Raw genomic sequence first — 14,093 nt, 5'->3', positions numbered from 1 at the left:
GTCAAGCATGCACTTCGCCGGGCAACAAACGCACTCCTCCCGCCTACCCTGGCTGCTGCGCGGCGCCTGCCTGGCGCTGTTCATGCTGCTCTCCGCTTGCGGCTTCGCCTTGCGGGGAGTCACCCCCATGCCGTTCGAGACGCTGTATATCGGCATCCCGGATACCACGCAGTTCGGCGCCGACGTGCGCCGCGCGCTGCGGGCGGCCTCCCCGAACACAAAGCTCGTGACCAACCCCAAGGAAGCGCAGGCCATCCTCCAGCAGGTCGCGGATACCCGGACCTTGCGGGAAGTCTCTCTGAATGCCCAGGGCCGCGTCGAGGAATACGAGCTGGGCATCAACTACACGTTCCGCCTCATCGACGCCAAGGGCCGCGCGCTGATTCCGGACACCATGCTGTCGATCTACCGCGCAATGCCTTATGACGACCAGGTCGTGCAGGCCAAGCAAGGCCAGATCGAAACGCTGTACCGTGCCATGCAGCGCGACCTGGTGTCGCGCCTGCTGCGCCGGATGACTGCGCCGGAAGTGCGCAACGCGTTCGAGAACGCCGAGCAGCGCGGCGAAGATGGCGAAACCCCGCTGTACGATCCGACCGCACCGGATCAGCAGCGCACGCCCTCGCCGTGGCAGACCCCGTCCACCACGGACCCGGCCATCCTGCGCTAAATGGCACAGCCTCTGGACGCGGATCGCCTGGCCGAACACCTGCAGCGCCCAGGCAACCGCCTGGCGCCGCTTTATACGGTGTCCGGCGATGAACCCCTGCTCGTAACCGAGGCCGTGGACGCCCTGCGCGCTGCGGCCCGCAACGCCGGCTACACCGATCGCCTGTCCATGGTGATGGATGCGCGCAGCGACTGGAGCGCGGTCATCGCCGCCACCCAGAGCGTGTCGCTATTCGGTGATCGCCGCATTCTTGAAATCAAGATCCCGACCGGCAAACCGGGCAAGTCCGGCGCCGATACCCTGGCCAAGCTGGCCGAACAGGCCGAAAAGCAGGCGGATCCGGACACGCTCATCCTGATCGCCCTGCCCCGCCTGGACAAGGCCACCCGCGAAAGCCGCTGGGTGCAGGCCCTGGGCCGCGGCGGCATGATGGTCGATATCGCCAACATCGAGCGCGGCCGCCTGCCCGCATGGGTCGGCATGCGCCTGGCGCGCCAGAACCAGAAGGCCGACAGCGCCACGCTGCAATGGATGGCCGACAAGGTGGAAGGCAATCTGCTGGCCGCCCACCAGGAAATCCAGAAGCTGGGCCTGCTTTACCCGGAAGGCCAGCTCGCGGCCGAGGACGTGGAGCGCGCCGTGCTGAACGTGGCCCGTTACGACGTATTCGGCCTGCGCGACGCCATGCTTGCCGGCGATACCGGCCGCACCATCCGCATGATCGACGGCCTGCGCGCCGAGGGCGAAGCTCTGCCCCTGGTGCTGTGGGCGGTCGGCGAGGAAATCCGCCTGCTTGCCCGCGTCGCGGAGGCGCGCGCGCTGGGCCAGGACGTCAACGGCCTGATGCGCCGTCTGCGCATTTTCGGTGCGCATGAACGCCTGGCGCTGCAGGCGCTCGGCCGGGTCCAGCCGAATGTCTGGCCCGCCGCAGTCCAACACGCCCACGAGGTGGACCGGCTGATCAAAGGCCTGTCGGTGCCCGGGCGCCTGTCCGACCCCTGGGAAGAAATGACGCGGCTCGCGCTGCGCGTTGCCGCCGCCGGCGGACGACCGTGAAGGCGGCATAGCCGCCACCCTCGCTTTCCCTCCAGCCCTTCGGCTGGACTTCGCCCGGCCTAACCGCCGGATATACACTGAATCCCCAGGCGGCGCCCGCGCCGCCCCACCATCCTGATCGACGCTGCCATGTCCTCGTCCTCCATAGAACAAGCCATGCTCACCCTGGGCGAAAATGCCCGCCGCGCCTCGCGCGCCATGATGCGCGCCAACGGCGCCGCCAAGAACCTGGCGCTGCTGGCCATGGCCGACGCCCTCGCCGCCAGCCATGACGACCTCAAGGCCGCCAATGAAAAGGACCTGGCGGCTGCGCGCAACAACGGCCTGGAGCCGGCCCTGCTGGACCGCCTGACCCTGTCGGACAAGACGCTCGCGCACATGGCCGAAGGCCTGCGCCAGATCGCGGCCCTGCCGGATCCGATCGGCAGCGTTACCGCCACCAGCGTGCGACCCAACGGCATGCGCGTCGCGCAAATGCGCGTTCCGCTGGGCGTGATCGGCATCATCTATGAATCCCGTCCCAACGTGACCATCGACGCGGCCGCGCTGTGCCTGAAGTCCGGCAACGCCGCCATCCTGCGCGGTGGCAGCGAAGCCCTGCACTCCAACATCGCGCTGGGCCGCATCGTACAAACCGGCCTGGCCGCCGCGGGCCTGCCGCAGGATGCCGTGCAGGTCGTCGCCACGGCAGACCGTGCCGCGGTCGGCAAGCTCATCACCATGACCGAGCACATCGACGTTATCGTCCCGCGCGGCGGCAAGGGCCTGATCGCCCGCCTCTCGCAGGAAGCGCGCGTGCCGCTCATCAAGCACCTGGATGGCAACTGCCACGTGTATATCGACGCGGCGGCGGATCCGGACAAGGCGCATGCCATCGCGTTCAACGCCAAGACCTACCGCTACGGCATCTGCGGCGCCATGGAAACCCTGCTGGTCGACGCGGTGGCCGCCGTTTCCATCCTCCCCAGCCTGGCCGCCGCGCTCATCGAACATGGCGTCGAATTGCGCGGCTGCCCGCGAACGCTGGCCTTGCTGCCGCATGCCAAGCCGGCCACCGAAGAAGACTGGGCCACGGAATACCTGGGCCCCATCCTGGCCGTGCGCATCGTCGATTCGCTGGACGAGGCCATCGAGCACATCGCCCGCTGGGGCTCCGGCCATACCGACGCAATCGTCACCGAGGACCTGTCCGCGGCGCAGCGCTTCCAGCGCGAGGTCGACTCCAGCTCGGTGTACGTCAATCTGCCGACGTGCTTTGCAGACGGCTTCGAATACGGCCTGGGCGCCGAGATCGGCATTTCCACGAATCGCCTGCACGCGCGCGGTCCGGTCGGCCTGGAGGGCCTGACTACGCTGAAATGGGTGCTGAGCGGCGAAGGCCAGGTACGCGGCTGACGGACTCCCGTCCCTAGCTGCAAAACGGCTGACGCGGCCCTGAACACGGGGCCGCAATTAGCCTTTTACAATACCGCCAGCGATTTCCCGCAGGCATTCCTACCATCCGAACGCGGCGCACCGCGCATTCTTGAGATCCCCCATGCATTCACCCGCGATGGCCATGGCCTTCAGCCTCTTCCTGCTGTGCTTCATTACCTGCACGCTGTGCGGCATCGTGCTGTTCTTCAAAAGCAAACAGATCAACGCCGCATTGAAGCATCCGTATCTCCAGCACCGCCCGTTCAAGCAATATCCGCTATCGATCCAGGCGGCCATCATGCTGGACTATTTCTTCCGCCTCATGTTCCCCGGCACGCGGTTCTGGCTGATCGGTAACGCCAACGATCTGCTTTCCCACGTCGACCCAAAGAAAACGCCGCTGTCCCTGAAGTGGCCGATCGTCGGTTTCTGGGGCTCCTGCTGGCTCGGCCTGATCGCGATGATCGTCCTCTGGATCATGCTGTATCTGGGAGCTTGAACGCATGCAGATCAAAATCGAAGACTATCCTGGCAGCCTCGACGCTGCCCGCCACCTGATCGCGGCACGTGAATCCGGCATCCCCGGCCCGCGCCTGCCGGTCGACTGCCGGCCGCAGTCGATGAACCAGGCTTTCGCCGTGCAGCAACGCACCGCGCAACTGCTGCGAGAACACCATCAGGACGACATCGGCGCCTGGAAGAGCGCGCTGCCCACGCCCGAGAAAAGCGTCGTGGCGCCCATCTACGCGTCCACCGTTGCCTATGCCGAAGCCGGGCCCATCGCGGCCCGCACCGACATTGTGCGCATCGAGCCGGAAATCGCGTTCGAAATCGCCCACGATCTGCCCGCCCGCCCCCAGCCGTACTCGGAAGCGGACGTGGATGCCGCCATCGGCAGCGCGCGCCTGGCCCTGGAAGTACTCGGCTGCCGCTACGCCGCGCCGGAGCACGCCAGCCTGCCTGAGCTCCTCGCCGACCATATGTTCAACCAGGGCTTGGTGCTGGGACCGCGCATCGCCTCACCGCACGAGGCTCCCGGCAGCATGAGCATCACCCTGTCCGTGGACGGGGTCGAAACCGAACAGCACGCGGGCATCCATCCGAATGACCGCCCCAAGGCAGGGCTCTATTGGCTGGCCAACTTCCTGCGCGAACAAGGCCTCGGGCTGCGCGCCGGCCAGCATGTCATCACGGGTTCCTATGCGGGATTCCTGGACGTGCCTGCCAACCGCGATCTGGCGCTCGCCTATGGCGATCTCGGCGTCCTGCGCCTGCGCTTTGACAAATAGGCCTGCGCCAGCAGCGCCCCGAGCCCCCGCCCATGCTTACCTTGCGCCCCTTTGCCCTGACGGATTTTCCGCTTCTGGCCAGCTGGTTTTCCAGTCTGGCCGAGGTAGTGCAGTGGGGCGGCTCGCACCTGTCGTTTCCACTGACGCAGGCCGACGCGGCCGCTATGCTCGCTGAAGGACAGAGCACGCCGCCCAGCCGCCGCTGCTGGATGGCTTGCCGCGACGGTTCGCCTGTGGGCCATGCACAACTGGCATACGACTGGCGCGACGGCAACGCCCGCCTGGGCCGCGTCGCCATCGCGCCGGCCGAGCGCGGCCAGGGACTGGCCCGCCCCATGGTTGCGCTGCTGATAGATGAAGCGTTCAAGACGCCCGGAATCGAGCGCCTGGAGCTCAACGTATACATGTTCAATGAGCCCGCCATACGCACCTACCAGGCGCTGGGTTTCACCCTAGAAGGCGTAAGGCGGTCGTCCACGCGAGCAGGCGCGCAACGCTGGGATACCGGGATGATGGGCTTGCTGCGCTCGGAATGGCGCGGCGCGCAGCCGGCGTCGCCAGCTGCCTGACACACCTGCCGACGGATACGCGCGACGCTAGCGGGCCACGGGCTCCGCGACGCCGACCGGGTCGGCGGCCGCTTCAATGATCTCCCCCACCGTCAGGCACAAGTCCTCGCGGTAACGGCCCGCCAGCACCTGCACGCCCACCGGGCTTGGCCCGGCTGCACTCATGGCGCTACCCATCGAGACCGACAGACCCGGCAAGCCCATGAACGGCACGCCGATCTGCGTCATCTGTGCGCGCCAGACCCGCGCATAGGCCGCATCGCCCTGCAGGTCCAGGTTGTCTGGGAACGGCAGCTCGGCAGAGACGGGCAGCAGCAGCACGGGATACTCGGCAAAGAACAGTTCCCACTGGCGCGTCAATGTCGCGCGCCGCGTCAAAGTGGCTGAAAAGCTGGCGAGGTCGATGCTGGCGGCATTGTCGCGCTGGCCGGCCAGTGCCACCAGGGCCCCGCGGTCGCCTTCTTTCTCGGCTGCCGCGACCAGGGCCTCGTACCCATCGGCCAACCACATCCGGATTTGCAGGTCTGCCGCTTCCTGCATGGGCGGCACCGCGTCCAGGGTATCCACCGTCCAGCCGGCCTCGCTAAGCCGGCGAGCGGCCTCCTGCAAGGCCTTGACCACGGCGGGTTCAGTATCCATGCCGTCCGGGTTCAGGCACAACGCTGCCCGGTGCGGCGCCTCGGGTCCCACCAGCGGAGCCGGCACCCACCAGGGATCGCGCGCGTCCCGCGCCGCCAGCGCCGCCAGCCCCACCCTCAGATCGGCGATGCTGCGTCCCAGCGGGCCCGACACGGCGGTCAGTTGCCCGCCGATCGAGCGTTCCGGCAAGGCGGCGTTATATGCCGCCACGCGTCCCAACGAGGGACGCAGGCCATGCACGCCGCAGGCATAGGCAGGATAGCGGATGGAGCCGGCGATATCGGTGCCATGCGCCAGGTGACCGATCCCGGCCGCCACGGCTGCGGCCGCGCCGCCCGACGAACCGCCTGGGGTGAGAGCCGGATTGCGCGGATTCAGCGTATTGCCGTGGAGCGAATTGCCGGTGAACCAGCGCAAGGAAAAGGCCGGCGTATTGGTGCGTCCCAGGATCACGGCGCCCGCGCGCCGCAGATTGTCCACGACCGGGCTGTTCTGGGCCGCTATCACATCTTTTTGCAGGCGCACGCCGTTGGTCGTGGCATGCCCTGCCTGGTCCACGTTGACCTTCACGGTGACCGGCACGCCCGCCAGCGGTCCCGCGTCCTCTCCGCGAGCAAGCATGGCGTCCACTTCCGCGGCTTGGGCCAGTACCTCTTCCGGGTCGTAGTCTACGACCGCATTGATCGCGGGATTGACGGCATCCAGCCGTTGCAGCGCGCTTTGCGCGGCCTCGCGGGCGGACACTTCGCGCTTGCGGACGCGGGCGGCAAGCTCAACTGCGGACAAACGCCAAAGATCGGACACGCGCGACTCCTGTTCCTGTGTGTGTTGACGGGTCAGGCAAACCTTAGCGCCTGCCGCGCCCGCCCACAAGCCATGCCGCGGTCCTCGCCTATTTGTCCTCTTCGAAGACCTCGACGATCGCGTCGGCCACGGCGCGCACGCGGGCCGTGCGATTCAGGTCGCCGTGCATTACCAGCCAAAGATCATAGGGTTCGCTGCGCGTGGGCCAGATGCGCACCAGATCCGGGTACAACGGCGCCATGTGAATCGGCACCTGGCCGATGCCCAGTCCTGCCACCACCGCCTCGATGATCATCATGCCGGAGTTCAGTTCCACGCCGATGCGCCCATTGCCCGTAGGCTCGCCGCAGAACGTATCGGACCAGCCCGGCAGTACCGCCTGCTGGTACGTTACCAGCGCGTGCCCGGCGAATGCCGTGCCCAGGCGAGGTTCTCCATGCGCCTCCAGATAGGTTCGCGATGCGTACAGCCCGACCTCCTTGCGGGCCAGGTGCCGGTAGATCAGATCTGGATTGTCCGGCCTGATGTTGCGGATTGCCAGATCTGCCTCGCGGCGCGTCAGATTGCTCAGCTGGATCGCCGTGGACAGCGTCACGCGGATATCGGGATGATGGGTATGCACCCGCCGCACCGCCTCCAGGACGTAGTAGCTGGCGACGGTTTCCGAGGTCGCCACGCGGACCCCGCCCGACAACCTGTGGTCCAGCCCTTGCATCTGCCGCTGCAACTGATCGGCCGCCTGCTCCATGCGTTCAGCCGCCGCAAATGCCAGCTCGCCTGCCGCGGTCGGCACGTAGCCCCCGGGCGTGCGCAGGAACAGCCGCGCGTCCAGCGAGGACTCCAGCGCAGCCAGCCTGCGCCCGGCCGTGGCCTGGTCGATTTGCAGCAGCGCCGCAGCGCCGCGCAACGTGCCTACCCGATAGATGGCCAGGAAGATCCTGGCGTTGTCCCAGTCCATGGCAGCCTTCCAATGATGCATTTTTGCATCACTATAAAGCAGTTATTCGGCTTTTTTGCATCGGGCTACGGGCCTAAGCTTCACTCCTCGAAAGCCGCCGCCTCCTCAATCATGAACTCCGCCTGTTCCAACATTCCGGCCCCCACTCTCGATGCCAAGCCAGCCACCGGCCTGCTGCCGCTCGTCACGCTGGCCATCGGCTTCGTCATGGCCATGCTGGACGTCACCGTCGTCAACGTCGCACTGCCCAGCATCGCGCTCCAGTTCACCGTTCCCCTGACGGACCTGGTCTGGATCGTGGATGGCTACACCCTCACTTTCGCCGCGCTGCTGCTCGTGGCCGGGGCGCTGGCCGACCGCTATGGCGCCAAGAGGGTCTACCTGGCCGGCCTGGGTGTATTCACCCTGGCATCCTTGCTTTGCGGCCTGGCGCCAAACGCCGACATGCTGATCCTGGCGCGTATGCTGCAGGGGCTTGGCGCCGCCCTGTTCATGCCTAGTTCCCTCAGCCTGCTGACCCATGCCTATGACGATGAGCAAGTCCGCAACCGCATGCTGGCGGCCTGGTCCGCGATCGTGGCGGTAGCCGGCGCCGCCGGCCCGCTGCTGGGCGGCGTGCTGATCCACCAGTTCGGCTGGCGCGGGATTTTCCTCATCAACATACCCCTGGGCTTGGTCGGGCTATGGCTGGCGCGCAACCGTATTCTTGCGGCTCCGCGCAGGCCGCGCGCGCTCAATCCGGTCAGCCACCTGCTGGGCGTGATCGCACTGTCCTCGCTGTGCTTCGCACTGATCCAGGGCAATGCCTACGGCTGGTCGTCCGGCCCCATCGTGGCCATGGTCGCCCTGTGCCTGGCTGCCGCCGTGCTGCTGGTGCGGCGCGAACGCCGCCACGCCGAACCCATCATCCCGCGCGCCCTGTTTGCCACCACACAGTTCGCGGCGGCCAATGGCGTGGGCTTTCTGATCAATCTTGCAGCCTACGGACAGCTCTTTCTACTCAGCCTGTTCCTGCAGCAGGGTCGCGGCGCGGACGCCTTGCAGACGGGCGTGCAACTGGTGCCCATGCTTGCGGTGTTCTCCATCGGCAATCTGCTGTCCAGCCGTGTCTCCGCGCGCTGGAACGTATCGGCGTCCCTGGTGGGCGGCGTCTCGCTGGCCACGGCCATGAGCGCCGCAGGCATCTTCGCCTTCTCGCCCGACATGGCGTACTGGCCGTTAGCCCTCATCGTCGCGGTTGCCAACCTGGGCGTGGGCGTCGCCGTCCCCGCAATGACCAGCGTGGTCATGCAGGTTTCGGGCAGAAGCCATGCCAATAGCGCGGCGGCGGCGCTGAATGCCAATCGTCAATCGGGCGCACTGGTCGGCGTCGCCCTGATGGGCGCGATTCTGCATCTGCTGCCTGATTGGCACGCGAATTTACCCGTGTCCTACGTCGTTATCACCTTGGGCTACCTGCTCGCGGCCATGCTGGCCTGGCGGCATCTGCTGCATGCTCGGAACGCCTGAACGCCACCTCAAGATCCCTACCGCAGCCTCGTTCAGGCGTTCGTGGCAGGAAGAATTGCCACGCCGCGTCCTGCGAAGAACTCGTCGAATACGGCCAACGGCAAGGCGACGTCCGCCTGCGTGCCCGGCTCTCCCGAGGGATTGTGAAAAACCACCGAGTCCGGCGTGGCGCGCGTCACCAGCACCAGATGGCCGCCCTTCTTGGGCGGCTGCCGTTCCGGCCAGCGTATCCACGGATGCACGGACGCCATGAAGTACGCGGCCTGTGACATCAGGCCGGGCAACTGGTCCACGCGCAGATCCACGTGCACCCGGGCCTGCAGGCCGAACACCTCACCGACATAGCGCACGAACGGCGCGTAGATCATGCCCTTGATCTGCTCGCCTTCCACCGTATAGGCGCCATAAGGCAGGCTGCCCCGCGCCAGCTCCAGTGTCGGGTAATCCCGGCCGTCGCGCGCGGCCAGCACCATCTTCAGGCAGGCCATGCCGCAGACGTGGCTGGCCCAGCGCGCATACTCGTCCACATCGCGCGCGCCGGAGCCGCGCCAGGCCGGGTCATCGGCCAGCGCCAACTTGCCTTGAATGATGTCGCCTGCCAGATGCGCCGACTCCCATTGGCAAAAGTACGGCACGGCGGATCGTGGGGCAGGCGTCGCGTTCATGCGGAACTCCGGGATTCAGGATGCAAACGTGAGCCGTCATCTTGCCCGCGCCGCGCCCGCGTGGCAACGGGCCGGCGTTTGCTTCACAATGTTCCTATCCGCGCTCATAGGAGACCCCGCATGTCCACCCCTGCCACGTCGTCCAATCCGCCAGCCATCCGCCGAGTCGCCATCGTGGGCGCCGGCACCATCGGCGCCAGTTGGGCCGCGCTGTTCCTCGCCCGCGGCCTCGAGGTCGTCGTCAGCGACCCGGCCCCCGACGCCGAATCGCTGACGCGCGCACGCGTGCAGGCCGCATGGCCAGTGCTCGCCGAACTTGGGCATGTGCTGCCTGGCGCATCCGCCGACGCCTTGCGTTTCGAACCGGAACTGGAAGCTGCACTGGCCGGCGCGGACTTCGTGCAGGAAAACGCGCCCGAACGCGAAGACTTCAAGACAAACCTCTTCGCCCGCATGGATGCGGTGTTGCCGCCGCACGTGATCGTGGCGTCGAGCTCCTCGGGGCTCATCATGAGCCGGCTGCAATCGCAATGCCGCCATGCCTCGCGCTTCGTCATAGGCCATCCTTTCAATCCGCCTCACCTGATTCCCCTGGTCGAGGTAGTGGGCGGCGAACAGACCTCGGCCGACACCATCGACCGCTGCATCGCCTTCTACCGCAGCCTGGGCAAGTACCCCATCCGCCTGAACAAGGAAGTCCCCGGCCACATTGCCAACCGCCTGCAAGCGGCCCTGTGGCGCGAAGCGATCCATCTTGCGGCGGAGAACGTCGCCAGCGTCGCCGACATCGACGCCGCCGTGTCGCAAGGCCCGGGGCTGCGCTGGGCGCTGTTCGGTCCGCACATGACTTTCAACCTGGGCGGTGGCGCCGGCGGTCTGGCAAACTTCATGGACCATCTGCTGGGTCCCGTCCAAACCTGGTGGGACGACCTTGGCGCGCCTGACGTCACGCCAGAACTGCAGCAGCGTCTGATCTCGGGCGTCAATGCCGAGGCCGGCACGCGCAGCATTGCCGATCTGGTCCAGGCTCGCGATGCGCAACTCACCGCGTTGCTGAAAACACTGCGGCGTTGAATCGGCATCGGCCAATGCAACAACGTCACGCCAGTAAATCCTCATAACCCTTGATACGGGCAGGCCACAGCCCGCCCCTTCGATCGCAGGATCACTCCAAATGATTTCCGTAACGCATGACACCGCTCGTTCCCGCTACACCGCCACCGTTGATGGCGTCCTGTGCGTGCTCGACTACCAATTGCAAGGCAACACCATGGCAATAACCCACACGGGCGTGCCCAGCCAAGTGGGCGGGCGCGGCATCGCTGCGGCGCTGACCCGTCACGCGCTGGACGACGCGCGCGCCCAGGGCTGGAAAGTGCGTCCCTTGTGTTCGTACGCCGACGCCTACATCCGCCGCCATCCCGAGTACAGCGATCTGCTGGCCTGAACGTATCCAGCGTCTCCATCGTGACCAAGTCATCCAAGCTCCCGGCTAACGCCTGTCCTTGCGGCGGCCCCAAGCCCTACCTCGAATGCTGCGGCCGCTGGCACGAAGGCCCGCAGGCCATGCAGGCGCCCACCGCCGAAGCGTTGATGCGTTCCCGCTACAGCGCCTTTGTGCTGGACAAGCTGCCCTATCTGCTGGCGACCTGGCATTCCTCCACCCGGCCGGCTGCACTTGAGCCCAATCCGCCCGACCTGAAATGGCTCGGGCTCGCAGTCAAGAAAGCGCTCGTGCAGGACGCGGACCACGCCACGGTAGAATTCGTCGCGCGCAGCCGCCAAGCCGGCCGGGCCCATCGCCTGCATGAGCTCAGCCGCTTCGTCCGCGAAGACGGGCGGTGGTATTACGTGGATGGCGACCTGAACTGATTCCGGCGCTTCATGCGGAAACCATGGCCGGGCCGTCCTGCTCGACGGCCTGCTTCAGCACCATCACCAGATGCTGTTCGGCCGCATTCAGCATGCGCTGGTTGCCCACGATGGCCAGCTCGGTCGGCGGCACGGGCGCAAAGCCCGCATCCGCGCCCAGCACCTCATGCGTGTCCAGGCACGCAAACGCCGGCAGCACGCTCACGCCCAGCCCGGCAGCGACAGCGGCCTGCACCCCCGCCAGGCTGTGGCTGTGATATGCGATATGCCAGGTCCTGCCCGCGCTCTCCAAGGCGTAGATTGCACGCTTGCGATAGATGCAGCCCTGCGGGAAGACGACCAGCGGCACTGCAGCGTCCCTGGTCCTGCTGTGCTTGCCTCCCACCCAGACCAAGCGCTCCGGCCACGCCGCCAGACTAGGTCCGTCGCCCGGTTCGCGCTTGATCAGCGCCAGGTCCAGTTCGCCCGAGGCCAATCCGGTACGCAGCTCCCCGCTCATGCCGCTCCTCGTCTCCAGGAACACGTCCGCATGGCTCTCGGCGAATCCCGCCAGCAGCGCCGTCAGCCGGGCCACGTCGAAATCCTCCGGTATCCCCAACCGCAGCGCCCGCGTCTTGCGGGGCGCTGACAGTATGTGCTCGGCTTCGCCGGCGATGGCCAGCAAGCGGCGCGCATAAGCCACCATCAGTTCGCCGTCCTCGGTCATCGCGACGTTGCCCCCCGCGCGGTCCCGCAACAGCAGCGTCTTGCCGACATTCTGCTCCAGCTTGCGCACCTGCTGGCTGACGGTAGATTGGGTGCGATGCACCCGGCTGGCTGCGCGCGTAAAACTTCCCTCGTCCACGACGCACACCAAGGTCTTGAGCAGTTCCAGATCGAGCATGGCGAGCAAGTTATTTAATAATCAACTGACTAGAGTTCCATTATTAATTTTACAACTCTTATGGCGCGGCCTACGCTGAAAGCGTCCCAACCCTCTCAAGGAACCACCATGCCCTTGGCGCAACTACCCCGTCCTCAATGGCTTACCTTCGACTGCTATGGCACCCTGATCCAGTGGGACGAGGGCCTCCAAGCAGCCGTTGCCCGCATTCTGGCCACCGACGCCCGCGCGCAAGGACAAACTCCCGCGCACTTCCTGCACGTCTACGACACCCATGAACACCGGCTGGAACGCGCGCGCCCACATCGCAGTTTTGCCGACGTCAGCCGAGAAGCGCTTCGGCTCACCATGCAAGAACTCGCGCTTGAGTATCGGCCGGAATACGCCGATATGCTGGTCGGCAGCATCTCCGCCATGCCTCCTTTTCCGGAGGTCGTGGAAACGTTGGCTGCCCTGAAGCAGGCGGGCTTTCGGCTTTGCATCATCTCCAACACCGACGACGCGATCATCGCCGGCAATGTCGCACAACTGGGCGGCCATATCGACCGCGTCGTCACGGCCGAGCAAGCAGGCGCCTACAAGCCCGCACGCGAAATCTTCGCTCACGCCCATCGCAGTCTGGGCGTTACTCCCGACGAAGTCGTGCACATTTGCGCCAGCCCGCACCTGGACCTTGCGGCTGCGCGCGATATAGGCTTTCGCTGCGTCTGGATAGATCGCGGCACTGGCCGCCAGCCCTTGCCCGACTATCAACCTGACGCTACCGTAGGGACCTTGGACCGCGTGCCTGGCTTGTTTCGCGATGCCGGCTGGCTATGAAGGGGTACGCCTCTTTCCCCGATCCCTACTCTCCAAAGGAACCCATGAACCAAGAACCCCATTTTGCCGATGCGCTCTTTCACGCCGAACCCGTGGCCGCGCTGCGCGCCGATCTGGCGCTCGCGTTGCGAGCCGCCGCGGCGCATGGCTTGGGAGAAGGCGTGTGCAATCACTTCAGCGTGGCCTTGCCCGGAGACTCCGAGCATTTCCTGCTCAATCCCCGTGGACTGATGTGGCACGAAGTGCAAGCGGACGACATTGTGCTGATCGATGCCCAAGGCAACAAACTCGCTGGCCGACACGCAGTCGAACCCACGGCCATGTTCATCCACGCAGCGATCCACCGCATTGCCGGGAAAGCTTGTGTCCTGCACACGCACATGCCCTACGCCACCGCCTTGACCCTGACCTCGGATCGCGGGCTCGACACCACGCTTTCGCAGAACGCCATGCGTTTTCATGGCCGGCTGGCCGTGGATGAGCACTACAACGGCCTGGCGTTGGACGTCAGCGAAGGCGAACGCATCGCGCATGCGATGCAGGGTGCCGATGTCGTGTTTCTCGGCAATCACGGCGTCGTCGTTTGCGGTGAGCGGCTGGATTATGCCTACGACGACCTGTTCTTCCTGGAACGCGCCTGTACTGCCCAGGTGCTTGCCCAGTCTACGGGACGCCCGCTAGTCCCCGTCGCCCCCGAACTGGCCGCAAAAGTTGCGGCTCAAGTCCAGGGCGAACGCCTGCAATCCGAATTGTTCTTCGCTGCCTTGCGGCGCCAATTGCCGTAAGCACGTCATGCCAAAGCACCCGGCGGCTAAGCGAGCGCCTCTCTAAGCGAACGTCCTAAGCGCGCCAAGCCCTAAGCAAGCCCAACGCGTGCGCCAAAACAAAAATCCCTCGCAGGCTCTTCCGGCGAGGGATTTTTCTTTACCGCGGCGTCACAAAGA

16 protein-coding genes are annotated in these 14,093 nt (G+C 66.0%); 12 read left to right on the top strand and 4 right to left on the bottom strand.

The window, feature by feature from the left end:
• Window positions 1-7 precede the first annotated feature (7 nt).
• The 6 genes from lptE (at window position 8) to VCS63_RS20730 (ending at window position 5,000) form a co-directional block, all read left to right on the top strand.
• Window positions 8-670 carry an LPS assembly lipoprotein LptE gene (gene lptE, locus VCS63_RS20755; protein WP_063640943.1) on the top strand — a complete coding sequence of 221 codons (663 nt, stop codon included), beginning with the start codon at window positions 8-10 and terminating at the stop codon, window positions 668-670.
• Window positions 671-1,726 (top strand): DNA polymerase III subunit delta, encoded by a 1,056-nt coding sequence (holA, locus tag VCS63_RS20750; RefSeq protein WP_042794612.1) that lies wholly within the window; start codon window positions 671-673, stop codon window positions 1,724-1,726.
• A gap of 129 nt (window positions 1,727-1,855) precedes the next feature.
• Window positions 1,856-3,121, top strand: coding sequence for a glutamate-5-semialdehyde dehydrogenase (locus tag VCS63_RS20745; RefSeq protein ID WP_042794613.1), 1,266 nt, complete (start codon window positions 1,856-1,858; stop codon window positions 3,119-3,121).
• Between the two features lie 142 nt (window positions 3,122-3,263).
• Window positions 3,264-3,641: a hypothetical protein gene (locus VCS63_RS20740; protein ID WP_170946331.1), complete on the top strand. Its 378-nt coding sequence runs from the start codon at window positions 3,264-3,266 to the stop codon at window positions 3,639-3,641.
• Between the two features lie 4 nt (window positions 3,642-3,645).
• A complete protein-coding gene (locus VCS63_RS20735) occupies window positions 3,646-4,431 on the top strand; it encodes a 2-keto-4-pentenoate hydratase (RefSeq protein WP_323880909.1) in 786 nt (261 codons plus the stop codon).
• Between the two features lie 32 nt (window positions 4,432-4,463).
• The gene (locus VCS63_RS20730) at window positions 4,464-5,000 is read left to right on the top strand and encodes a GNAT family protein (RefSeq protein WP_323880908.1); all 537 of its coding nucleotides are present in this window, start codon (window positions 4,464-4,466) and stop codon (window positions 4,998-5,000) included.
• Between the two features lie 27 nt (window positions 5,001-5,027).
• Here VCS63_RS20730 and VCS63_RS20725 read toward each other — a convergent pair whose 3' ends face one another.
• Entirely contained in the window at window positions 5,028-6,443 is a 1,416-nt protein-coding gene (locus VCS63_RS20725; RefSeq protein ID WP_323880907.1) for an amidase family protein, read from the bottom strand.
• An 88-nt stretch (window positions 6,444-6,531) separates the two neighbouring features.
• Complete coding sequence (locus tag VCS63_RS20720) at window positions 6,532-7,401, bottom strand: LysR family transcriptional regulator (RefSeq protein ID WP_076814941.1); 870 nt, start codon at window positions 7,399-7,401, stop codon at window positions 6,532-6,534.
• A 111-nt stretch (window positions 7,402-7,512) separates the two neighbouring features.
• On the opposite strand from VCS63_RS20720, the gene VCS63_RS20715 reads away from it, so the two are divergent.
• Window positions 7,513-8,910, top strand: coding sequence for an MFS transporter (locus VCS63_RS20715; protein ID WP_323880906.1), 1,398 nt, complete (start codon window positions 7,513-7,515; stop codon window positions 8,908-8,910).
• Between the two features lie 32 nt (window positions 8,911-8,942).
• On the opposite strand, the gene VCS63_RS20710 is transcribed toward VCS63_RS20715, so the two are convergent.
• Entirely contained in the window at window positions 8,943-9,575 is a 633-nt protein-coding gene (locus VCS63_RS20710) for a hypothetical protein (protein ID WP_042794617.1), read from the bottom strand.
• Between the two features lie 120 nt (window positions 9,576-9,695).
• Here VCS63_RS20710 and VCS63_RS20705 point away from each other — a divergent pair, with 120 nt between their 5' ends.
• The 3 genes from VCS63_RS20705 to VCS63_RS20695 all read left to right on the top strand — a co-directional run bounded on the left by VCS63_RS20705 (window position 9,696) and on the right by VCS63_RS20695 (window position 11,447).
• The gene (locus VCS63_RS20705; RefSeq protein WP_323880905.1) at window positions 9,696-10,649 is read left to right on the top strand and encodes a 3-hydroxyacyl-CoA dehydrogenase NAD-binding domain-containing protein; all 954 of its coding nucleotides are present in this window, start codon (window positions 9,696-9,698) and stop codon (window positions 10,647-10,649) included.
• 100 nt (window positions 10,650-10,749) lie between these two features.
• Window positions 10,750-11,022: a GNAT family N-acetyltransferase gene (locus VCS63_RS20700; RefSeq protein ID WP_063640937.1), complete on the top strand. Its 273-nt coding sequence runs from the start codon at window positions 10,750-10,752 to the stop codon at window positions 11,020-11,022.
• A gap of 20 nt (window positions 11,023-11,042) precedes the next feature.
• Window positions 11,043-11,447, top strand: coding sequence for a YchJ family protein (locus VCS63_RS20695; protein ID WP_042794620.1), 405 nt, complete (start codon window positions 11,043-11,045; stop codon window positions 11,445-11,447).
• Window positions 11,448-11,457: 10 nt separating this feature from the next.
• Here the strand turns inward: VCS63_RS20695 and VCS63_RS20690 are convergent, their stop codons facing one another.
• A complete protein-coding gene (locus tag VCS63_RS20690; protein WP_063640935.1) occupies window positions 11,458-12,330 on the bottom strand; it encodes a LysR substrate-binding domain-containing protein in 873 nt (290 codons plus the stop codon).
• Between the two features lie 108 nt (window positions 12,331-12,438).
• On the opposite strand from VCS63_RS20690, the gene VCS63_RS20685 reads away from it, so the two are divergent.
• Complete coding sequence (locus VCS63_RS20685; RefSeq protein WP_323880904.1) at window positions 12,439-13,149, top strand: haloacid dehalogenase type II; 711 nt, start codon at window positions 12,439-12,441, stop codon at window positions 13,147-13,149.
• A 44-nt stretch (window positions 13,150-13,193) separates the two neighbouring features.
• Window positions 13,194-13,934, top strand: coding sequence for an aldolase (locus VCS63_RS20680; protein ID WP_063640933.1), 741 nt, complete (start codon window positions 13,194-13,196; stop codon window positions 13,932-13,934).
• Window positions 13,935-14,093: the final 159 nt, after the last annotated feature.

Source organism: Achromobacter sp. D10 (assembly GCF_035282245.1).
In the GTDB taxonomy this organism is placed as follows: domain Bacteria; phylum Pseudomonadota; class Gammaproteobacteria; order Burkholderiales; family Burkholderiaceae_B; genus Achromobacter; species Achromobacter insolitus.
The sequence above is the reverse complement of the archived record's forward strand: the minus strand, read 5'-3'. Positions and strand labels throughout refer to the sequence as shown.